Origin of the sequence: Sphingomonas aurantiaca, from assembly GCF_003050705.1 — a bacterium.
Classification (GTDB): Bacteria; Pseudomonadota; Alphaproteobacteria; order Sphingomonadales; family Sphingomonadaceae; genus Sphingomonas; species Sphingomonas aurantiaca.
The window spans coordinates 258,654-278,798 of record NZ_QAOG01000005.1; the positions used below are offsets into that span (position 1 = coordinate 258,654).

The window sequence follows — 20,145 nt, forward strand, 5'->3', positions numbered from 1 at the left end:
CGCTCAGACCACTCCTGAGAAGAACCCGGCGTTTGCCTTGACCTCGTCTGAATCATAATCGCCTTTGGCGCCGGGTTTCAGACCAGCAATATTCAGGTCATTGTGCCCCTGACGGACGTGCCATTCCGTGAACGTGTCATAACCGGCCCATTTGCGGGCATCCGCCAGCCAGGTCCGCGATGCTCCGCCGTGCGCGAGCAACCATGCGCAGGTCCGTCCGGAGCCGTACACGCCAACCACATACCCTGCCTTCAGGCTGTCGATCGCGTGCTGGACACCCTTGAAGTAATCGGCGATCCGTCCGCTGACATCGCTTGATGAGGCGTCAAAATCAACGGCAAAATAGATGGGCGTGCCGGGAGGCTGGTGCGCCTTCAGCGCCTGGTTTACCGCGCTGGTGCCCTGATCAACGCCATCGTTGAAACTGAAATTTTCAATGGCATCCGAGGCCCATTCCCACAGGGAGAGGATCGATAGGCCCGCCTTGCTCAACGCGGCCGCTTCGGCGTGCGTGAGGGACTTATATTTCGACGTCGGCCAGCGATAATATCGTCCAACAACCTTTGCGTTGCTCGCGGCGATCGCGGCCGCACGGCTGGTGCAATCCGCCGCACAATCCATGCCGATGCTCGACTGCGCGACCGCCAGATGGGTGGTCGTGTCACTAAGAGCCATGGTTCGGACCAGAGTCGTGTCTGCATCGCTACCGCAGGGCGGGAAGGTTGCCGTCACCGTCCAAAGATTGTTTGGCTGCCTGCTGGTCTCGACCTTCTGCGCACCGTCAGCATTATAGCCACCGACGACCAGCCCGAGGTCCGCATCGGTAACATCGGTTGTCTTCCAAACCCCACATGTGCCCGGCATCGCGACGTCTCCTATGGAATGGGGATATCCCTCACGAGCGAAGCGCGCAGTTCTGCGAGGCGCGGATCGACGAGAAGATTCGTTGGCGCTATATTCTGTAATCCGCTTTGTTGGAGCTTGGCCTGCAGCATTGCTCTGCGACCCGCGTCGATGCCAACGACATTACCTGCTCTATCGAGAAAATGTTGGCCATCCGGTGAGACGGACGCGAAGCCTGGATACAGCCAGGCCCTTAAGCGCCCGGTATTACCATCGGGCCCGTAGGCGGATGTGCGATATTGGTCGAGCACGCTGGCCGCTGCCGCATCCTTCACCGCAGCGTCTTGTTGCACGCCGTTCAGCGCGCCGTCGATCGTGCCAGCCATCTGGTAGTCGGCCAAGTCGACGATGGCGGTGGTGATCGGATAGTCGCCAACCGAGCGCTTGAGGCCCTGGATGATCGGGATCAGGGCCTTTTTCCGCTCGGCCGTCATTTGCGCGACCAATGCCGCAGCCGTCTTGTCGTCGTAGAAGTTCTTTTCCTACGACGTTCTCGCGCCTGTCAGCGATGTCGTGACAGCACCCAGGATGGTTTTGACCCTTTCGCCCTTCAAGATTGTCGTGGCGAATCCGACACCGAGTGCGATCGCGTCAAAGGCCGTACTCTGCTCAGCGCGGCTCAGGCGGAAGTGACTGATGAAGCGAATATATTCCAGATCGTAAAGCGCGAGGCGGCCTGCGACGAACTCGCTTCTGCGTGCTTCGGTGTCCGCACCGACCGCATAATAGCCTTTGATCGACGCTGCGGTATCGAATTGATCGTGAAGTTCTTTTATATCCTGGTCGATCGGAAAGGCGGCCCGCGGCGCATAGCCCGGTGTCGATGCGCAACCCGAAAGCGTGATAGCGATCATGAGTGTGGAAATGGCTGCCCATGACTTTGCCCGCCTTATCTGGCCGAAGGCAAAGGTCTTTAGCTTCCCCAGATGCATCCCGCGCCTCCCCGCATCTGCTTGCCCGAACCACGACGTTTCTCGCACATGTAAGGCGCGCCCACTCACATTATTGTATCGATGCACCCGAGATTTTAACAATTACTATTTTAATCGCGAGAATATTGAAGAAAAGCGATACTGTGAACTGCTCTATGTCAATTTTTGTGACGATTTGGTTCAATTTAGGTGCAATTTAACCCGTTCTGCATCCAGGTTCTCAGGCTCCTATTCGCGTATCAGCAGAAGCGGACGTTCGCGCGTTCGCTTACGCAGTTTTCAAGATCTCGTTAGATGAGGTCCCGAGCGGCGGCAGTTGCACACCTTACCGCCCGAATAATCTCTGGAGCACGAACGGCGGCTTCTGGCGAGAGCAGATGGTCGTCCTTGAACTGTCAAATGACCAGAAGTGGTCGACACCTGCCGTTGCAGGGACGACCCAAACCCGGACATTCGCGCCCCCTCCCCCGCTCCCCAACTTCAGACATTCGTTCATCTCCGCGCTGAATGCCCTTGGTGCATGATCGGCCGTCATGGATGTCGTGAATGGGAGGAAAGCGGACCGGCTGCTTTCGAGAACGCGGCGTGGATAACTGCCGTTGCGTGTCCGTTCCAATACGATACATTCGATCGCAAAGGATCGCGGATGTTCAGAGCAATGGTCGAGGTGTTGGGTGCGTTTTTCGCCAATGCTCCGGTGTCCGAAGACGCCCGTGGGCGGCAATTCCGATTTTTAGCTGTCGCCATGACTTTAGCGGCGGTTTTCATTTGCGTTGGCATCGCAATTCACAGGTAGTTCGCTCGGACGAATATCTGCAATCGGGAAGCAGTAAGCTGGCCGAAAACGGCCACCTTTGGGCGTAATCATCATAACGGATTTGCGCTGCGACGACCACGACCAGCGCGGCCGCGATATGGTCAGCGGCGCGCTTCAAACCAGTCGGTCGCATCCTCCCCGTAAAGCAACAGGATCGCCAACGCTTCCAGCGCGAGTTGGAAAGCGGAGGTTGCAATGATCGCAGTGTCATGCTGCGCCAGCGGTTGGATCAGCCCTGATCCGCGCAGAAACGCAACACTTGTCATGACACCGAGGGTCCAGCGCAAAGCCAGCGCACCACGAGCGGCGCGCGACGCCGAAAGGACTACCAGTAACATCAGGAACACGGCTAGCCCTAAGCCGACTGCCCGGATCGCTTGGATCCGCTCAACCAAAGTCGTCATCGCCTCAGGTACGATCGGAAAGGCGAAGCTCATTGTGTGGGTGGCATAGTAAGTCAGTGCCGCTGAAAACATAAGACTGATCGCGAACAAGGCCGCGAACAACCGGATTGAGAGGGGTGTCGCCAAGTTGCCTACTCCGGACGCGCGGCCCCATGCCACGTTGGAGCGCGGTCTAGCCCCTAAGGCCTTCCCAGCCTTTAACAGCCGCGTCGGACTCGCCTAACCGTACAACCATCGGATACTTTCTTTGGCAGAGACGCGGGCGCACTCGAGATCGTTGCCGGCGGATTGGATGACGGGGAGAGGATAGCGGCCCGACTGCTTCCAGCCAGCGCAGTTGAAGTTGAGCAACGGCTCTACAATAGGTCATTCTTCATTTTGCGCGGCCAGCCAGGATCATAATCCGCCGGCCTCAGGCGGCGAATTGCAAGCCATAGTCCGATGAGGAGTAGGTCGACGGCTAGCATTAGCGGTGAGCGTCCAACCCACCATTCAAGATTCGCAATGATGAAAACAGCTAGCGTCAGTATTTTAGCTACTGCCCAAGCAGGCACATATTCCATCTCGTCATTTTCGGGTTTTTCCGACACAGAACTATCCCTGCAACCTATCCACCGACACGCTACGAGACGTTACCCGAAATTGAATGAACGACCGGTTATGGGCAGGTCGTAAACAGCGCGAAATGTCCGTCATGGGCGTAAGCGGAATGGCCGCTTTTGGTGGTTAGCTGCCCTTCGCGAACGCCTTGGTGGCGACCCACACGACCGCCATAACCACTGCTAGATCGGCGAGCACGTAGGGCACATACTCGTAAGAGGGTCGAGCCTCGATTTCGGGCGCGTGTATCACGGCGAAGGCATGAAGGACGGCTACCCCGGCGAATAGAGGCCAAAACCAACGTTCATGACGCATTGGCCAACTCATTCGCATTCCTAGAAGAACGACCAGCAGCGACGCGGCAGCGCAAGAGCCCGCGCTTTCATAGCCCGCCAGCGCAAACGCGAGGAATACAGCGCCAGAGGTCAGGCCGATGACCGCACCAACTTTTCGGCTTACTACGCCGAAGCGGGTATCGTTGGCAGTGTGGTTAGTCTCCATGTCCTGCACTCTGGATCAGAGAAGCAATGTCCGCAATTAGGCGGAACTGCCCGGCCGCTTGGGGCCGGCGAGACCCAGAAGCAGTCGCTGAAGCTTGAAAAGGCACTTCCCGAAATTGGCCATTCGTTCATGCTCGAAGTCAGAGGCCCGAAAGTCGAGTGCCCGATCATGAAGCCATCCAGTTCGAACGCGTGAAAGGCCCGCGTATCTCGGTTCGGAATGCCCGCTTGCACCGTAGGCGATCAGGCGCGACGATGCGCCATGCTGTATCTCCTGCCACTTCTGCTCCTCCAAGCCGCGACCACCCAGACCCCGCCGCTCACTCCAGCGAGCAAATCTGCGCCATCGGTCTCCAAGTGGCCGGCGCGCGACGCACAGTTCAAGGTCCGTGATTTCCGCCTTCGTTCCGGTGAAACTATGCCCGAGTTGCGCATCAATTACACAACGCTCGGATCGCCTCACCGGAACGCCAAGGGTGAGATTGATAACGCTGTGATGGTCCTACACGGCACTGGCGGCACCGGCCGCCAGTTCCTCGCCCCACAGTTCGCCGACGAGCTCTACGGCCCTGGCCAGCCGTTCGACATCAAGCGCTACTGGATCATTCTCCCCGACGGGATCGGCCACGGCAAGTCTTCCAAACCTTCCGACGGCCTGCACATGCGCTTTCCGCACTATGACTACGATGACATGGTCGAGGCGCAATACCGCTTGCTGAACGATGGGCTTGGCATCAGGCGCATGCGCCTTATCATGGGAACCTCGATGGGCTGCATGCACAGCCTAATCTGGGGCGAGACGCACCCCGACTTCTCCCGTGCGCTGATGCCGTTAGCCTGCGAGCCGGTCGAGATCGCCGGCCTCAACCGGATGTGGCGCAAGCTCGCGATCGATGGGATCGAAGCGGACCCGGCATGGGCGGGTGGAGAGTACCGCACGCCACCCACGCAAGGACTTCGCACCGCCGCCAGCCTGCTCTTCGTCGCCGGTGCCGCACCCCTTTACTTCCAAGCGCAATACGCCGGGCGCGAAGCGGCCGAGGCGTTTGCCCGGGAGCGGGTTACAGCGTCCATCAAGGGCACGGACGCGAACGACCTAATCTACCAAGTGGACGCATCGCGCACCTACAACCCCTGGCCAGAGCTAGAGGCGATCACGGCGCCCACGACTTGGGTGAACTCGGCCGACGACTTCATCAACCCGCGCAACCTCGACTACCCTCAGCGTGCGGTGGCGCGCATGAGAGATGCCAGATTTCGCCTCGTCCCCGAGACGGCTGACACTCGCGGTCACGGCACGCACACCTCTGCCCGGTTTTGGAAGCAGGACCTGGTCGACCTGCTCCGTCGCACGGAATAGACTTCATCCGCCTACTGGTGGGAGGAGATCATATGAGGCTGATTGGTTCAGTCAAAGCATGGATCGTCATAGCATCGACTGTGCTGCTGGCGGCGAATGGAGGGCATGCGCAGTTCGTACCCCCGTCAGGCTTTAGCGGACAAGGAGACAGGCCTGGAGTTGCCACTCCGACCGATTCTACGGCGCCAGCGCTGACGCGCCTTCCGAACAATGCGTTGGCTGATCGCTTCGCCATCGTGCCAAGTTACAAGCGCGGAGCAAGCACGGGCCACGTCAAGGTCGTAGGAGCCTTTGAGATCCAGGAGACGGATAAGGGACATCTTATCGCGGCATGGTCTAGTGGCTTTCTCCCAATCACGCTCTCGTTCGATGATGGCGAGTGCTATTCTCTACAGGCGGACTATTTCGGGGGCACACTCTTGAACGGCCGTATGTCCCCGATCGACTGCAACGAGCGGCAGGTAGCAAGTGAGGCACTTCCTCCTTCTCCTGCTGGTGGTAGCGGCCTAGCATTCATTGATAGCGCTTGGAGCTACGCGGCATGGTCGGACAAGCAAGCAGGGATGACGATTGTTACGGCTCCGTACACGGACTCCTTCAAACCTCTATTCACCGCGAAGATGGCAACTATCGCAATCATGGCGATGAACGGACCGGACTATCCGGGCGGGAATGTCACTCTGGTCGGTAGGGTCGACGGCCGCCTTACGGTCGTAACGCTGGAGGTGGGTTACTGAGGCAAATCCGCGCCTAGGGGAACCCAAGTTGAACGACCCACATACGTTCGTTCGCGATCGACCGTACCGTGCCCGAAAGCGGACGGACATTAATCCGACGATACGAACCAGTTCACAGAGTTTTCGAGCCACGAACCAGCACCTGAACCGATTGTAGCGTTTTGGCCGCTATTTGAGACAACTAGACTATCCGTCCCGATTCTACTTCGCTAACTTGGACACATCGGAGAGGGGTGACCGCGTGAAACTCATTATCCCGCTGCTCGGACTCGCGGCAGCTTCGCTCGCTGCGGCTCCCACTTTGCCTGTTCCCTCCCAACTGCCGTACCAATGGAACAATGTCGTAATCGGTGGCGGCGGATTCTCGCCCGCCATCGTGTTCAGCGTCGCCGAAAGGAACCTCGCATATTTGCGCACCGATGTGGGTGGCGCCTATCGCTGGGATGCCCTTACGCAGCGCTGGATTGCGCTTCAGGACGGCCAAGCGCAGAATAGCTACATGGGCGTCGAAAGCATCGCGCCGGACCCGGTAGACCCAGACATCATTTACCTCGCCGCAGGCATGTACTTCGGCCAGCCTGCGGCGATCATGCGGAGCGCCGATCGCGGCGCTTCCTGGCAGATAACGCCCGTTCCCTTCAGCATGGGCGGCAACGAGGACGGTCGCGGTCTGGGCGAGCGCCTCGCGATCAACCCGGATCGGCGGACGCACCTGTTCTTTGGATCGCGGCACGACGGTCTTTGGGACAGTGAGGACAGCGGCCGGACGTGGCACAAGGTCGAGAGCTTCCCGTGGAAGGGGCTTGGCCGTCCCGCCGCGAACCACACCCATGGCGGCGTCTCCTTCGTGGTCTTCGGCCCGCCGAGCGAAACTGCCCTTGGCCGGTCGCGCGCCATGTATGCCAGCGTTTCAGACGCCGCGGCGCAACACCTGTACCGCTCGAACGACGCCGGCCGGAACTGGACCGCCGTCACCGGCGGTCCAGCCGCGCCCATGCTGCCCGTCAAGGCGGCAGTAGACCAACAGGGCGTGCTCTACATCGATTACTGCTCCGACATCGGTCCGAACGGGATCGCACAAGGCGAGGTTTGGAAGCTCGACCCGAGATCGGATGGATGGACGAACATCACGCCTGCGCGCGGTGACGAGGCCGAGGGCGGCTACATGGGGCTCAGCCTCGATCGGCTCCATCCCGGCCGGCTGGCGGTGTCGACGGTCGATCGCTGGAACCATCGCGATACCGTCTGGCTGTCGTCCGATGGGGGCGCGCACTGGACGAGCCTACGGGAGCGGAGTTCACGCAATCTCGCGCGCGCGCCTTGGCTCCTGCTCGATAAGGGCGGGTTCGGCGGCTGGATCGCGGGTCTGGCGTTCGATCCGTTCGATGGTGCCACGCTTGCCTATACCACCGGGCTGACGGTGTTCCGGACCGAGCACGCGGACAAGGCCGACATGGTTTGGCGGCCCTGGGTCGCCGGGATCGAAGAGGCGGTACCGCTCAGCCTCGTCAGCCCGCCTGAGGGACCCCACCTGATTTCCGGCATCGGCGACACGCATGGCTTCGTCCACGATCGGCTCGACCGCGCCCCCGAGCGGGCCTTTGCCGATCCCGACCTGCCGCAGACTAACAATGTCGATTATGCCGGTGTGGCGCCTAGAATCATGGTGCGAAGCGCATCAGGCTATACCCCCAACCCTGAGGGGGGGGCGCTCGGCTGGTCGGAGGATGGAGGCCGCAGCTGGCACGAGATGCTGGCGCCGCCAATCACGATCGGGTCCGCCGCGCCACGCCGGATCGACGCCGATGGCCAGGCACCGATCACTGTTTCGGCGGATGGGAACACCTTTCTGGTGTCTGGGCTAGTGACGCTCGCCACGGCCGATAGGGGGCGGATATGGTGGCGACCCAAGGGTTTGCCGGGACGCACCTATGCGGTCGCCGACAAGGTCGACCCCCTCGCCTGGTACGCGATCGACTATGCCGGTGCGCGTATCTTCGTCAGCCGTGATGGAGCGAAGACGTTCACGCAGGCACTCGCGCAGGGATTGCCGGCCAACATCGCCAACTCCCGCCCGGCGGCACGTGAGTTCCAGCCGATGGCGGCGGCAACGCCGGGGACGGCCGGCGAGCTTTGGCTGATCCTGGAAGGCCGCTTCTTCCACACCAGCGACGATGCCCGCACGTTCGTGGCGTCCACGCCAGTTGATCCGGTATTGCGTCGTATGTATTTCGTGAGCTTCGGTCTCGGCAAGGCGGCACCCGACGTGCACGTGCCGACTCTCTACGCCTTCGGGGTCACGAAGACATTCGGCGGGCTGTGGCGCTCGACCGACGCGGGCGCGCGCTGGCTCCGGATTAACGACGACGCGCACCAATGGGGTCTTAGATACCGAGTCATCACGGGCGATCCTCGCCTCTTCGGCCGTATCTACTTGGCGACCGATGGCCGGGGCATCTTCTACGGAGATCCTTTGCCGCAGCCCATGGGTGCCGGTGTGCATTGACCCAGTTCCGGAGATCCGCATGGCTATTTACATTTCCCAGGTTAGGACATTCGTTCACGTCGTCGTGCATTAGACAAAACGCGATCGAGCTGTCTTGTCACCAACGGTGGCCCATTGCGTGACGATCGGCGCACGGTCGCGGTCGAGGAGCTATTCGAAATCGTTCACGCGTAGCTGACTGCCCCTTCCCTACGCCGCGAACTCCTCGGGTAGATAGCGATCGGCGACGATCTCGAACCGGTCGCCATCGACCAGAACCTGCGGGCTGAGCGCGCGGCAATTGTAGGTCGAGGCCATCGCCGCGCCATACGCGCCGGTGGCGTGCAGCACAGCGAGGTCGCCGCGGCGGACCCGGTCGATGTCGCGCGCGACCGCGAACACGTCGCCGCTTTCGCAGACCGGACCGGCAATATTTGCGACCATCCGCTCGCCGTCCGGCGCGACCGCCTCGAAGCGATGAAAGGCATCGTACAGAGCCGGCCGCGCTAGGTCGTTCATCGCGGCATCGACGATCACGAACGGATGGTCCGCACCCGGTTTCACCCAGATCACTCGCGTCATCAGCACGCCGGCGAGCCCCGCGACCACCCGCCCCGGCTCGAACGTGAGTTCGACATCCCAGTCGCGTGTGACCCTGCCGACCATCGCGGCATAGGCGTCGAGCGTCGGGACGACGTCGTCGGCGCGGTACGGGATGCCGAGACCGCCGCCGAGGTCGACGCGGCTGATGACATGGCCGCGCGCGCGCAAGTCCGCCACGAGGTAGCCGATCCGATCATAGGCCTCCTCCAGCGGTGCGAGATCGCGCAGTTGACTGCCAATGTGCAACGCGACCCCGACCAGGTCGAGACCCTCGAGCCGCGACAGTCGGTCGTACATTGCGGGGACGTCGGCGATCGCAACCCCGAACTTGTTGCCGCGCCGTCCGGTCGAAATCTTGGCATGCGTGCGGCCATCGACGTTGGGATTGACGCGCAGCACCGCGGTCGCTCGCCTGCCCCGCGCGCGCGCCAGCGAAGCGAGCACTTGGCCCTCCTCTTCCAGCTCGAGGTTGAACTGGCCGATACCGGCAGCGAGCGCGTCGGCGAGTTCGCGGTCGGTCTTGCCGACGCCCGAGAAGACGATGTCCGACGCCGCGATCCCCGCGTCGAGCGCGCGCCGCATCTCGCCGCCCGAGACGATGTCGGCGCCGAAGCCGCACCCGGCCAGCAAGTGCAGCACCGCGCCGTTCGGGTTCGCCTTGACGGCAAACGCAACACGTACGCTTGGGAGGATCGCCAGCGCCGACCTGAAACGGTGCGCGGCATCGCGCAGCGCGGCGGCGGAGTAGACGTGGACGGGCGTTCCCACCGCCTCGGCGATGACGGGTAGCGGCACGCCTTCGGCGCACAGGACGCCATCCTGCGAACTGAAATAAGTCACGAGTGTTCGGTGTCCGGTCATCAGGAACAGGGCGGATCGACGCGCCGGCGGGAGCGACGGAGGCGCACGACGTGGATCGCTTCGGCGGTATGCCCGTGACCATGACGTTCGGCCCGCAGCACTACCACCACGCGCTTGCCGTTGATCATCAGCGTCAGGCCCAACAGCGCGATCGGAAACACGAGCATTGCTAGCGCCGACCCATTCATCGCCGCAGCCACGCCACAGGCCGTCACCGCCAGCGCCACGCCTATGCCGCGCCAGAGGATATCGCGCCGGGTCATGCAGCGACTCCCTGGACATGGCATGCGGCATGATCGGCGATGACGATCCGCCCGGCGTTCCGGACTGCCCGCGCTGCCTCCGGCCGCTGGTCCCGTGTGACATCGTGGCAGATTACGATATCGGCTGGCAGGTCCTGCTCGTCGCGCAAGGCGCCGACGATGTCCGCCACCTCGAAGTCCACGCCGAGCGCCGGGTCGGCAGCACGCCTCGCTGCCGATCGTGCACGGCCGATCGACAGCCACGATCGATCGATCCCGTGTCCCTCGACGGCGGTGAATCCCAGCTGCCTCGCATGTCCCAGCGCATGCAGCAGTAGCGTTCCGGCACCGCAGTCGGCATCGACGATGCGGACCGCATGCCGTCCGCTAGACCGTAATGCCAACAAGGCGGCCTCGATACGGGGCCAGCGCGGATCATGGACCGCCGCTTCCGAGCCGGGTTGCGCAGTACAGGTCCGCTTGACCGCGCCGACGACAGTACGCGACGAGATAGATAGAGTGTGGATGTTCATCGCCATTCCTCCCGTCACGCCGCGCGCGGCAAGGCGCGCTCGTCGCGACCGACGGGCGCAAAGGACACGAGTGGCGTTAGCGGCAGTTCGGCGATCTCGACGCTGGCGTGGTAGATGCCCCGCTCGGCCTGCGCATAGCCCATCGCGGCAGCGTAGGAAATGAAGCGGCCTTCGAGAGTGCGCCGGCTGTCCTGGACCAGCCAATGGCCTGCGCGGTCCTGACCGACATAGATGACGAGCCCGGTAGGATCGGGCTCCGAGATGGGTTCGGACGACATTTCGCCTGAGTGCCTTTCGTATCACGAGCGTCCCGCCCGCCCCCGGTATGTACGGGTCACGGCATAGTGCTTCGAGATCGATGCAAGCGGATCGCATAGTGCGCGCATAGTATTGCGCTTGATTCACCGCCTTTTCGACACTCAAAGGCCTCGCTTCTCGCGATACTAGCGTTCACCGCCCAAAGCGTTAAGCAGAGAAACGCAACGGACCCAAACCCGGACATTCGCGCGCCCTTCCGCGCTTCTCAACTGCAGACATTCGTTCATCTCCGCGCGGACAATTTTTGATGCATGATTGCCCGCCATTAATGATCACCCCACCTGACCTTAAGTTGCACATGGCTTAATGCGGCGATGCTCGGTCAGGCAGAGCGCTAATGCGACCAACGCGCTCGATTGGCTGAAGAGGGGACGCCGGTTTGGCGAAGCCAACCTGATTAACTGCTACCCGCGGCGGAACTTGGAGGGGCGCTGGCGGGATAACGAGCAGTAGCACCAAAGCGAGCAATCCGATCGCCAAATGGGGCATGAAAACGTGCGGCCACCGCATCAGCGATGAAATCCGATTATAGCCGCCCGCGGCTTTGAAAGCGGCTTCCCAAGCCGCTCCGATCTGCAACGGCTTTCGCCGCTCACCTCCCGAGAAGTGGGTCTCGATCTCGCCGATACGATGGTAATACGCTTGCTGGTTCGCCTTCAGAAGTGCTTCCATCACCCAAAATGCGAGCGAGGATGCCAAGGCTACCACTAGAATGACACGCTCGTGCTTATCGTAGGCGAAGCCGATGGCCGTGGCGCTGAAGGTCACGCTCCATGCCTTCACCGTAAGTGTCTTGGTGTCATAGTCCTCTATGACCTTCTGAAGATGAAAGTATTCCTGGCCGAGAAGATCCTCATCGGAAGCCACGCAACACCCCCTCGTTAAGCCGGAAATCTACCCAGCGCGACAATCGATATGGCAACCGGTCAATTCATGCAACGTTAGCCTCCTTCCTGTCGGAAAACCCATGGCTGAGCAAAGACCTTTGGTGGGATACCGATAGTAATTGCTCCGGTAGCTTGACCCAGAACGCGACATTCAGACCGCCAGCCTGGCTCCCCGGAAGCGGACAGCTGTTAATGTGATCCTTCGGTGCTCACAGCGACCAGATATTTTACTCCGAACGGCGAGATGCGGGACTAAGCGGCCGTTCCCGACGGCTGTGGCGAAGGGCAGCTTGCGGCAGGAGCGGACGACGCCCGGCCGGCGCCCCGGACGCTGGCTCCAATGAGCAGGCATCGGCGCTCGACGGCGCGATCAGAGCATCCGCGACGCGACTATCTCACCATTTTCGAGGCGCAGGTCCATCGAGATCGACTGCTCGCGCCTAGTCGTTAGGCGCTCGACATCCCGCAAATCAGTTCGGATCTGCTGCGCTTCGTCGGCCAATCTCTTGCAGAAGCTCTGCTCGCTTTGGAGCAGCGGAAGTTTGGTCGTGGCCGCAGAGATGCCTTGGATCTTTTCGCGCATCAGTCGGTCCATCGCTGCGGTAAGGTCGCCGATCGGCGCAAACCTATCGAGCGCAGCGTTTATGTCGTTGAGCCTCGATTCCTTGCGCCTCTCGCGACCCGGATAGGCGTGGAGCAGCTGCCAGCCACAAGCTCGAGCCCGGATGCACAGCATCACGTCGCGATAGAGTGCTTCGAGCAATTTCTGATGGTCCTGGATCGTCTGCGCGAACTTGCCCGAACTGAACCAAGCCTCGTCCTTCAAGGCTCGGATGGCCTCGACCTGGACTCCGATATCCTTGGCGATGTGTTCCTGGAGTTTTATTAACGCGGCCTCGTGCTGCTCGATGACATGCAGCACCTCGTCCGAATACTCGCCGGTCAGAACCGCTTCGGCGATCTGCTGGAAGTAGCGGATCGACCCGGTGAGGACGGAACGGCGCTCGTCGGTCTGAAACATCGCGACGCGCTCGACCGCGAGCTTTATCTCGGTGAGCTTGCGATTGATCTCCTCAAGTTTCTTCTGCTCGGCCATCGCAGTGGCGAAGGTCAGCAGCACGGCCGGCGTCGCGATGCTCGCTAGATTGACCGGATCGAGGAGTATGGTCGCGAACTTGTTATCGGCCCCGCGAGCGACGCCGATGAACGAGTTGAACTTGTCGCTGAAGACGAGGTCGGCGCCGGGTGGCAGGGTGATTCGCGCATAATTGCCGCTGCTCAGCAATCGCTCGGCCGAGAGCAGGGGCTGCGCCGCTTTGAGGATCGGCGTGAGCAGGTCGCTCGACGACCTATCGTTGCGGACATCGCGCCAATTATCGCCCTCGCTTGCTTGAAGCGTCGCAAGTGTGAGGACCGGACTGCCGCTTTCGGTGCTGATGGTGAGGGCACTTTCTCCTTCGCTCAATGCTGCGGGATCGGCCAACGTCGGTTCGGAAAGCGAGCGTCCGGTTATCCGCCCGTCGGCGGTTAATTTGTCCCTCAGATAGCCGATCTGCAGAATGCACGACGCTAGCGGCGGCCAGGCGTCCGAGGTCCAAAATCCGCCAACTGCCGCCGACGCGGCGGTGCGCGCATCATCGACAGCCGATTGCTGATCTTGAATAGGGACCGAAAGCAGTGTGCGCTTCGAGAAGAGGTTGAGCAGGTTGGCCTCCGCTGCGTCGACCTCCTTCGCCGCCGCGATCCCAAGTTTCTTGCAGAGGCCGGCGACGATCCTCTCATAGGCAGCGCGTTCCCCATCGCCGCGTCCGAGCGCGACAAAGCTCAGTCGGTAAATTTCGTCTCCAATTTGGTCGGTATATTGGTAGTGATCGGGAGAATGGCGCTCAAACGTCCGACTGACCCTCAGCGTGCTTGCCCCCGATTTGGTGAGCGCTTCGACGATGGGGGTCAATTCGTCATTGGTGCAGGTCTCGAGAAGGTCGTATAATTCCGTGCTTTTGAAAGATTTCTCGGACTCGCTCATAAACGACCTTTATCCTAAATTGCGAGCGGGCTGGCACGTACCAGCCTAGCATCCAGTCGGAGCGTAAGGCGAGCGATTCCCAATCGCGGGCGAGCAAGCGACACATCGATGGCGCGAGTGTGTCGGCCCGTCTTATCTTTGCTTGTGACGAGTCCGTATCGTCGGCCTTACAAACCAAGGGCTCGCGGCGCCGTGACGACTTGGGGGCGCATCTGCCACTCGAAATGGAGGTCGTCGAAGTTGCCCGCGAGCGCGTCGAGCATCGAGGTGTCGGGATAGTCGGTGTCGAGCGATGGGTCGCGCGCAATCGCGCAGGTCCAGATCTTTGTGCCATCCTCGCGCCGGGGCGGATCGAAGTCGATCTCATCGGCAATTCGCTGGCCGAGCTTGCCGTAGTGCAGATTGGCGCCCTCATGGCCGGTGTAGCCTGCGGCTTGGGCGAGGCGGGTTGCCGAAATCAAGTGATCGGTCGCCGCGAGATGCGCGCGCAGCATTGCCAGGTAGCTGTCTGGCATATCGGGTATAAGGAGCGCAAAGGCCGCCTCGTACACCGACGCGGACGGTGCGCCTTCTTCGTCGCGTACAGCACTCTCAGCGCGACCAAGGCGGTCGAGATTGGCCTTTACCGCCGCGATCGCGTCTTCGCGCGAAGCGCCGACAGCCTTAGCGACGAGGAGTTTGCGGCAAAAGGCATTCGCCGCCCAGGTCCCGCCGAGCGGGCCAGACTTGATCTCAAACCGTCCATGTTGCTCGGTTTCGAATGCCATTTCGCCTCTTCCCCTCCGCCTGCGTATCAGCCCCCAACGGCCCAAGCGAGCCGGATCGTCGAAACCGTGCCGTTTGCGTCATCGGCAAGGGCCGAAATGAAGCCAGCATGCTCGGCGATCTTGATGCAGCCGCGGTCGAGATAGCAGCGGGTCCCGTCGCGAGTCTCGAAGTCGACCGGAATGTCGCCGCTTTTTAGTGCCGAGGCGATCGAGATAAGGTTGCGATAAAAGACCGCTTGGCGATCGGTGAGCCCTGCCGCCTCGTCGCGAAACGCGGCGGCGGGCTTGCGCGCATAGTCGCGGCCAGCCATGCGCACCACCGGAGACCCCTCCCAATGTTCCAAATCGACCAGAATCTGCATGCTGATGTTGTTCCGTATTCGATAGCGCATTCCACCCGTCGGATGAGGCGGTGGCTTGCTGCAAGCAGATCTCCAGCATCCGATCGTGGTGACTTCTTCTCTGAACCAACGTCCGTTTCGTGAAAAGCTTTGACGAACCCCGAACGACCAAAAACGGGCGCACAGCTGTCGAACTCCTCGATGGCAAGCAAATGACCGGTTCGAACAAATGCGGCCGTTCACGCTGTGATCGGCGAACGTCCTGATCTGGTCGCAAGCTGCCATGCGTGCCCCTCTTCCGGCCTGACCCAGTTGCGGACGTTCGCGGCCGCTTTCGACCTTCCGAACTTCGGACATTCATTCATGTCCATCCGAAGTCCGGCGTATTTGAGTGATCTGCCACTATCTCAGCAGGCGAGCAGGATTTCCCGCCACGGTCGCACCAGCGCGAACATCGCGCGTCACGACACTGCCTGCGCCGACGATCGCATTGTCGCCGACGGTGATGCCGGGCAGGATCAGCGCACCACCGCCTATCCAGACATTGCGTCCGATGATGACCGGCCGACCGAACTCAAGCATCCGGTCACGCTGGACCGGATCGCGCGGATGATCGGCCGTTAGAATTTGCACACCCGGACCGACTTGCGTGCCCGCACCGATCCGCACTGACACGACATCGAGTACCGTGCATCCGAAATTGAGGAACGCGCCCTCGCCCAGATCGATGTTGAAGCCATAGTCGCAGTGGAAGGGCGGCCGGATCGTCGCACCGCATCCGGCGTGCCCGAGACCTTCTACCAAAAGTGCATGGCGCTCCTGCGCGGTGGCGGTCGCGGCGCGGTTGTAGCGATCGCACCACGCAGCGGCGCGCGCCGCATCCTCGACGAGTTCCGGGTCGTCGGCGATGTAGAGCTCGCCCGCCAGCATCCGTTCCTTCTGGGTCATCATGATCAACTCAAGTCGTGAAGGTCCTTACCGAGCGGCGCGGTGATGCTGAGGTCGGAGAACAGTACTTCCAGTCCGGCGCGTTCGGGCGTGCAGGCCATCGGCCCGACCTGATAGGAGGACGCGATCGGAAAAGGCGCGAGCCTGACCAGCGGCCAGGTCTTGCCGTCCGCCGAGACCTGCAAACGCAGGACGCCCTTGGCGACGGTCGCGCGCATCCAGAAATCCTGCGCGTCATGCTCGTAGGGGCCGGTTGCCCAATCGGACTTTCCATCGGTCAGCACGCTGCTCAGCATGGCGCGCCCGTCGGACAATTCGATCCCCGCCTTGACCCAGCGTCGTTCGTCGACCCGCACCATTATGCCGGCCTGATCGTAGAGTTTCTGATACTGGCCGCGAATGCGCAGTTGGGCGGTAAACGCGGCAGGCGCGGTGAAGCCGAGGAAATGACCGCTGTCCCGGGTGAAGCCGTAATGCGTCTCGCGCCAGAAATCGCTGCCCTTGTCGGTAAAGAGCGTCAGGTCTCCGCCGGGTGCGGCCTTCCAGGCCTTGGGCGCATTCAGCCAGCGACCGTCACGGCGCCCAAGCGCCGAGATAGCCGGGCGCTGCGCGGTCGCGGCGCCGGCATTTCCCGCGATCGCAAGCGCCGCAGCACCACCGATCACCGCCCGCCTGCTCACCCGATCGTCCGTCATAGCCGCTGCGTTCCAATTACCTTCGATGCTGTGTACATATGTACACATGTCAAGATCGAGGTAAAGAGGCGATGACCCAACAGTCCCGGCGCAACGATCCGGCACGGCGACAGCGCATCATCGATGCGACTCTGGCGGTCATTGCCGATCACGGAACCGCGGCAACGACCCATCGTCGCATCGCCGAGGCGGCGCAGGTGCCGCTCGGCTCCGTGACCTATTATTTCGCGACCCTGGAGGACTTGCTCAAGGCGGCCTTCCTGCAACTGGCGGCGGACTCCTCCACTGCCTTCCGCGCGCGCCTGGAGGCCGCAACGGACCGCGCAGAGGCGTGTACGGCAGTCATCGACATCATCGCGAACCAGGTCTGGGCGGAACCGCGCACGTTGTTGTTGAGCTACGAACTCTACGCCTTCGCGGCCCGGCACCCACCGGTCAGCGCGGTCATGCAAAATTGGATGGACAGCAGCCGAGGCGCCCTGGGCCGCTTCTTCGACCCGCTAACGGCGCGCGCGCTTGACGCGCTGATCGAGGGCAGCGGCATCCACAATTCGATCGATCGCGCCCCCCTCGAGCGCGATGCGATCAAGACCATCGTCGAGCGGATTGCCGGGTGTTAGCCGGTCCGATCCATCAGGGTACCCCAGCGCAAATGGCGCGACGGTCAGGGTCAAGCCGATGCATGAGGTATCACTGCCGCATTACCGCAATCTATGCCCCTTTCATGGGCGCGCCGCGCCCGGCTAAGGCGCGGTGCGCAGGAGATTATTTATGAAAACAGCGCCTGTCGCCCTTCTCTATCAAGCGCTTCCGCCACCGTTGATCGCCGGACTGCGAAAGGATGCGAAGCCGGGCGGATATTCAGATGGCGGCGCCGACATCGCTTTCGCATTGCGGACAGCAGGCGTGAATGTGGTCACTCCGACCGCCTTGCCAGACCCTTCCAAGGCACTCGACTGGGTATTCCCGGACACGGCCGAGGGCATCCGTGGCGCAGGCGCAGCCGGCGCTACGGTCCTGTGGGCGAACACGGTCCTGTTCGAAGGACATCCGCTCGAGACGGCAATGGCCGATTTCGAGATCGTCGGGCAGCTTCCCGCGGCGATGCAGGCGTTCGACGACAAGTTCGAGACCAACCAACTCCTGGCCGAGGCTGGCCTGCCGGTAGCGCGGTCGTTTCTGCTGTCCGGCACGGCGAAGGAGAACGTCTGCGCGCTGGCCGATGTCGAGGACGCGGGTGCTTTGCGCGGCATGTCCTTTCCGATGATCGTCAAACCGGTGCGCGGACGTGGCAGCCAAGGCGTCACCCTGGTAGAAAGCCTCGGTGCCCTGCGCGATGCCGCGACGACGTTGATCGCAGCCGCAACCTTCGGCGACATGCTGATGGTGGAGGAGTTTCTCGGCGGTGACGAGATGACCGTCACCCTCATGCCGCCCGCGTCCCCGCGCCCAGACGGTTCGCGGGCACCGACGCACTGGGCGTTGCCGCCCGTGTACCGCTTCGATCAGCGCAGCGGTGTAGCTCCGTATAACGGCGACGTTCCCGTCACCGCCAACAGCATCGCAATCGCTCCCGAGCGGCTGCTCGATCCCTCCATCGTAGCGATGATCGACAGTTGCGTCTCGGCGGCCGCGCTGGTCGACGCCCGCACCGCGATCCGGATCGATTGCCGCGCCGATCGTCATGGTCTGTTCAAATTGTTCGACCTCAACATGAAACCCAACATGACGGGGCCAGGCCGCCCGGGGCGCGAAGATCAGGATTGTCTCTCAGCGATCGCCGCCCGCGGCAAGGGTTGGAGCTACGTTGACCTTTTGCAGTCGATGCTTGCTGCCAAATGGAGGCTCGAGCCGCTGGAGGGAGCTTAGCTAAGAACGTCAGCTACGGGGCAGGAGTACCTGCCCATGCTGCCGGTCCGACCCATAGTCTGACGCTCACGCCACTTCCCTCGCTTCCCAACTTCGGACGCTGGTTCATCTTTGCGAATGACCGATTTTGAAGGCTGGCTATCCGCTCGCGAAGGTCGTGATGGAGAGGTTAGCGGCCGTTACCGCGAACTGCCTATCGCGCCAGTGCATTCGCCTGTTTCCAAGCATCAGTTCGAAGCGCGTCAAACCGCTCGTTGTCTTCTGCCGGGGTAACTCCACCGGATTGCAGAATCACGTCGTTTAGCGATCCCATTCCACCGTAAAGACAAAAAAATCGGTCGACCCCGTGATAGTCGGATTGTGCGATACTAGATCTACATCGCTCGACCTGCTCGGCCCATCTGTTGTCACCGTGCAGCTTCAGCAATGTCGTCATTGCCTCGAGTGTTTCAGCAAGCCGAGCAACATCAGGATGCAATGTCATTTCACTAACTTATCGGTTCAATCGGAATGATCGCAAGTGGGCGAACACGCCCTGCCCTACGGCTTCCATCAGACCCACATCCGGACGCTTACGCCCCTTCCCTCGCTTCCTAAATTCGGACGCTGGTTCATCTTCGCGAATGACCGATTTTGACGCCCAGCTATCCGCTCGCAAATGTCGTGATGGGATCGGAGAGCGGACCTTCCGCTTTTAAAAAGGTGGGTGGCGATAGGCGACTTTGAACATATGCCGCCTTTCCCAGAAAGCATGGGCAATTGAAATCGTTATAGCTTAAACGATCGCTAGTGACAGGTTACCGACGTGGCGAAGCGAAGTCGCCGAATATCAAAGAAATTTAAGGCGCGATAAGCGGTTATCGCGCTGATGCGTTAGACCTCAATGACCGACACCCCGCAGCAACCGCTTCTCATCGTCGAAGACGAGATGTTCATCCGGATGATCGCCGCTGATGCTCTGGAGGACCGGGGGTTCTCCATCATCGAAGCCGGTGACGCACGCGAGGCGTTGGAGATACTGGAGCGTTCGTCGGAGATCGCCCTGATTTTTACCGACATCAACATGCCGGGTGATCTCGACGGACTTGATCTGGCAGAGGAGGTGACAAAGCGCTGGCCGCACATCGAGATCATCGTCACCTCTGGTGGGGTTCGCTTGGACTCGGCCGAAGTTCCAGATTCCGGTAAGTTTTTGCCCAAGCCGTATGCGACGGATCAGCTCGTTAAACTGGTGCAAGAGCAATTGGCGAGGCGGGACGCTGGATCGCCGACGGACCACAGGTAGAGCGGGGACGGCTCACCAGTTTTGGCAAGGCA

The 20,145-nt window shown here is 61.4% G+C and carries 22 protein-coding genes; 6 read left to right on the plus strand and 16 right to left on the minus strand.

Features of this window, described 5'->3' with window-relative positions:
- Window positions 1-3 precede the first annotated feature (3 nt).
- From C8J26_RS15315 to C8J26_RS15335, 5 genes are all read right to left on the minus strand, one after another.
- A complete protein-coding gene (locus tag C8J26_RS15315; RefSeq protein ID WP_107959127.1) occupies window positions 4-864 on the minus strand; it encodes a DUF1906 domain-containing protein in 861 nt (286 codons plus the stop codon).
- Between the two features lie 11 nt (window positions 865-875).
- Window positions 876-1,337 carry a hypothetical protein gene (locus C8J26_RS15320; RefSeq protein ID WP_107959128.1) on the minus strand — a complete coding sequence of 154 codons (462 nt, stop codon included), beginning with the start codon at window positions 1,335-1,337 and terminating at the stop codon, window positions 876-878.
- 48 nt (window positions 1,338-1,385) lie between these two features.
- Window positions 1,386-1,835 (minus strand): hypothetical protein, encoded by a 450-nt coding sequence (locus C8J26_RS15325; protein ID WP_167398862.1) that lies wholly within the window; start codon window positions 1,833-1,835, stop codon window positions 1,386-1,388.
- A 918-nt stretch (window positions 1,836-2,753) separates the two neighbouring features.
- Window positions 2,754-3,182, minus strand: a complete 429-nt coding sequence (locus tag C8J26_RS15330; RefSeq protein ID WP_107959130.1) for a hypothetical protein — start codon at window positions 3,180-3,182, stop codon at window positions 2,754-2,756.
- Between the two features lie 600 nt (window positions 3,183-3,782).
- Entirely contained in the window at window positions 3,783-4,157 is a 375-nt protein-coding gene (locus tag C8J26_RS15335) for a hypothetical protein (protein WP_146168862.1), read from the minus strand.
- A 261-nt stretch (window positions 4,158-4,418) separates the two neighbouring features.
- Between C8J26_RS15335 and C8J26_RS15340 the strand changes: the two genes are divergently transcribed.
- The 3 genes from C8J26_RS15340 to C8J26_RS15350 all read left to right on the plus strand — a co-directional run bounded on the left by C8J26_RS15340 (window position 4,419) and on the right by C8J26_RS15350 (window position 8,759).
- Window positions 4,419-5,516: an alpha/beta fold hydrolase gene (locus tag C8J26_RS15340; protein ID WP_107959132.1), complete on the plus strand. Its 1,098-nt coding sequence runs from the start codon at window positions 4,419-4,421 to the stop codon at window positions 5,514-5,516.
- A gap of 32 nt (window positions 5,517-5,548) precedes the next feature.
- Window positions 5,549-6,253: a hypothetical protein gene (locus tag C8J26_RS15345; RefSeq protein WP_146168863.1), complete on the plus strand. Its 705-nt coding sequence runs from the start codon at window positions 5,549-5,551 to the stop codon at window positions 6,251-6,253.
- A gap of 409 nt (window positions 6,254-6,662) precedes the next feature.
- The gene (locus C8J26_RS15350) at window positions 6,663-8,759 is read left to right on the plus strand and encodes a beta propeller repeat protein (protein WP_244185341.1); all 2,097 of its coding nucleotides are present in this window, start codon (window positions 6,663-6,665) and stop codon (window positions 8,757-8,759) included.
- A 189-nt stretch (window positions 8,760-8,948) separates the two neighbouring features.
- Here C8J26_RS15350 and lysA read toward each other — a convergent pair whose 3' ends face one another.
- From lysA to C8J26_RS15400, 10 genes are all read right to left on the minus strand, one after another.
- On the minus strand, window positions 8,949-10,181 hold the full coding sequence (gene lysA / locus C8J26_RS15355; protein WP_208631410.1) for a diaminopimelate decarboxylase: 1,233 nt from the start codon (window positions 10,179-10,181) through the stop codon (window positions 8,949-8,951).
- Window positions 10,182-10,201: 20 nt separating this feature from the next.
- Complete coding sequence (locus C8J26_RS15360) at window positions 10,202-10,465, minus strand: hypothetical protein (RefSeq protein ID WP_107959135.1); 264 nt, start codon at window positions 10,463-10,465, stop codon at window positions 10,202-10,204.
- Window positions 10,462-10,977, minus strand: a complete 516-nt coding sequence (locus tag C8J26_RS15365; RefSeq protein ID WP_107959204.1) for a methyltransferase domain-containing protein — start codon at window positions 10,975-10,977, stop codon at window positions 10,462-10,464. The genes C8J26_RS15360 and C8J26_RS15365 overlap by 4 nt, the downstream gene beginning before the upstream one ends.
- A gap of 14 nt (window positions 10,978-10,991) precedes the next feature.
- Window positions 10,992-11,255 (minus strand): hypothetical protein, encoded by a 264-nt coding sequence (locus tag C8J26_RS15370; protein WP_107959136.1) that lies wholly within the window; start codon window positions 11,253-11,255, stop codon window positions 10,992-10,994.
- 343 nt (window positions 11,256-11,598) lie between these two features.
- Window positions 11,599-12,162: a hypothetical protein gene (locus C8J26_RS15375; protein WP_056420929.1), complete on the minus strand. Its 564-nt coding sequence runs from the start codon at window positions 12,160-12,162 to the stop codon at window positions 11,599-11,601.
- Between the two features lie 390 nt (window positions 12,163-12,552).
- The gene (locus C8J26_RS15380; protein ID WP_107959137.1) at window positions 12,553-14,208 is read right to left on the minus strand and encodes a hypothetical protein; all 1,656 of its coding nucleotides are present in this window, start codon (window positions 14,206-14,208) and stop codon (window positions 12,553-12,555) included.
- 167 nt (window positions 14,209-14,375) lie between these two features.
- A complete protein-coding gene (locus C8J26_RS15385) occupies window positions 14,376-14,975 on the minus strand; it encodes a hypothetical protein (protein WP_107959138.1) in 600 nt (199 codons plus the stop codon).
- 26 nt (window positions 14,976-15,001) lie between these two features.
- Window positions 15,002-15,673, minus strand: coding sequence for a hypothetical protein (locus C8J26_RS20665; RefSeq protein ID WP_146168864.1), 672 nt, complete (start codon window positions 15,671-15,673; stop codon window positions 15,002-15,004).
- A gap of 45 nt (window positions 15,674-15,718) precedes the next feature.
- The gene (locus C8J26_RS15395; protein WP_056420915.1) at window positions 15,719-16,267 is read right to left on the minus strand and encodes a sugar O-acetyltransferase; all 549 of its coding nucleotides are present in this window, start codon (window positions 16,265-16,267) and stop codon (window positions 15,719-15,721) included.
- Between the two features lie 2 nt (window positions 16,268-16,269).
- Window positions 16,270-16,959 (minus strand): DUF1349 domain-containing protein, encoded by a 690-nt coding sequence (locus tag C8J26_RS15400; protein ID WP_107959140.1) that lies wholly within the window; start codon window positions 16,957-16,959, stop codon window positions 16,270-16,272.
- Between the two features lie 71 nt (window positions 16,960-17,030).
- Between C8J26_RS15400 and C8J26_RS15405 the strand changes: the two genes are divergently transcribed.
- Together C8J26_RS15405 and C8J26_RS15410 are read left to right on the plus strand one after the other, a co-directional pair.
- A complete protein-coding gene (locus C8J26_RS15405; RefSeq protein WP_107959141.1) occupies window positions 17,031-17,579 on the plus strand; it encodes a TetR/AcrR family transcriptional regulator in 549 nt (182 codons plus the stop codon).
- 151 nt (window positions 17,580-17,730) lie between these two features.
- A complete protein-coding gene (locus C8J26_RS15410) occupies window positions 17,731-18,828 on the plus strand; it encodes an ATP-binding protein (RefSeq protein ID WP_056420903.1) in 1,098 nt (365 codons plus the stop codon).
- A gap of 193 nt (window positions 18,829-19,021) precedes the next feature.
- Here C8J26_RS15410 and C8J26_RS21180 read toward each other — a convergent pair whose 3' ends face one another.
- Window positions 19,022-19,312 carry a DUF6966 domain-containing protein gene (locus C8J26_RS21180; protein WP_425275412.1) on the minus strand — a complete coding sequence of 97 codons (291 nt, stop codon included), beginning with the start codon at window positions 19,310-19,312 and terminating at the stop codon, window positions 19,022-19,024.
- Window positions 19,313-19,711: 399 nt separating this feature from the next.
- Here C8J26_RS21180 and C8J26_RS15415 point away from each other — a divergent pair, with 399 nt between their 5' ends.
- Entirely contained in the window at window positions 19,712-20,113 is a 402-nt protein-coding gene (locus tag C8J26_RS15415; RefSeq protein ID WP_056420892.1) for a response regulator, read from the plus strand.
- Window positions 20,114-20,145: the final 32 nt, after the last annotated feature.

Coding starts and splice junctions, on each gene's coding strand:
- C8J26_RS20665 (WP_146168864.1), bottom strand. CDS start 15,673: ATGTCCGAAGTTCGGAAGGTCGAAAGCGGCCGCGAACGTCCGCAACTG.
- C8J26_RS15415 (WP_056420892.1), top strand. CDS start 19,712: ATGACCGACACCCCGCAGCAACCGCTTCTCATCGTCGAAGACGAGATG.
- C8J26_RS15345 (WP_146168863.1), top strand. CDS start 5,549: ATGAGGCTGATTGGTTCAGTCAAAGCATGGATCGTCATAGCATCGACT.
- C8J26_RS15365 (WP_107959204.1), bottom strand. CDS start 10,977: ATGAACATCCACACTCTATCTATCTCGTCGCGTACTGTCGTCGGCGCG.
- C8J26_RS15325 (WP_167398862.1), bottom strand. CDS start 1,835: ATGCATCTGGGGAAGCTAAAGACCTTTGCCTTCGGCCAGATAAGGCGG.
- C8J26_RS15335 (WP_146168862.1), bottom strand. CDS start 4,157: ATGGAGACTAACCACACTGCCAACGATACCCGCTTCGGCGTAGTAAGC.
- C8J26_RS15385 (WP_107959138.1), bottom strand. CDS start 14,975: ATGGCATTCGAAACCGAGCAACATGGACGGTTTGAGATCAAGTCTGGC.
- C8J26_RS15370 (WP_107959136.1), bottom strand. CDS start 11,255: ATGTCGTCCGAACCCATCTCGGAGCCCGATCCTACCGGGCTCGTCATC.
- C8J26_RS15405 (WP_107959141.1), top strand. CDS start 17,031: ATGACCCAACAGTCCCGGCGCAACGATCCGGCACGGCGACAGCGCATC.
- C8J26_RS15340 (WP_107959132.1), top strand. CDS start 4,419: ATGCTGTATCTCCTGCCACTTCTGCTCCTCCAAGCCGCGACCACCCAG.
- C8J26_RS15360 (WP_107959135.1), bottom strand. CDS start 10,465: ATGACCCGGCGCGATATCCTCTGGCGCGGCATAGGCGTGGCGCTGGCG.
- C8J26_RS21180 (WP_425275412.1), bottom strand. CDS start 19,312: ATGACATTGCATCCTGATGTTGCTCGGCTTGCTGAAACACTCGAGGCA.
- C8J26_RS15320 (WP_107959128.1), bottom strand. CDS start 1,337: ATGACGGCCGAGCGGAAAAAGGCCCTGATCCCGATCATCCAGGGCCTC.
- C8J26_RS15400 (WP_107959140.1), bottom strand. CDS start 16,959: ATGACGGACGATCGGGTGAGCAGGCGGGCGGTGATCGGTGGTGCTGCG.
- C8J26_RS15410 (WP_056420903.1), top strand. CDS start 17,731: ATGAAAACAGCGCCTGTCGCCCTTCTCTATCAAGCGCTTCCGCCACCG.
- C8J26_RS15315 (WP_107959127.1), bottom strand. CDS start 864: ATGCCGGGCACATGTGGGGTTTGGAAGACAACCGATGTTACCGATGCG.
- C8J26_RS15395 (WP_056420915.1), bottom strand. CDS start 16,267: ATGATGACCCAGAAGGAACGGATGCTGGCGGGCGAGCTCTACATCGCC.
- C8J26_RS15380 (WP_107959137.1), bottom strand. CDS start 14,208: ATGAGCGAGTCCGAGAAATCTTTCAAAAGCACGGAATTATACGACCTT.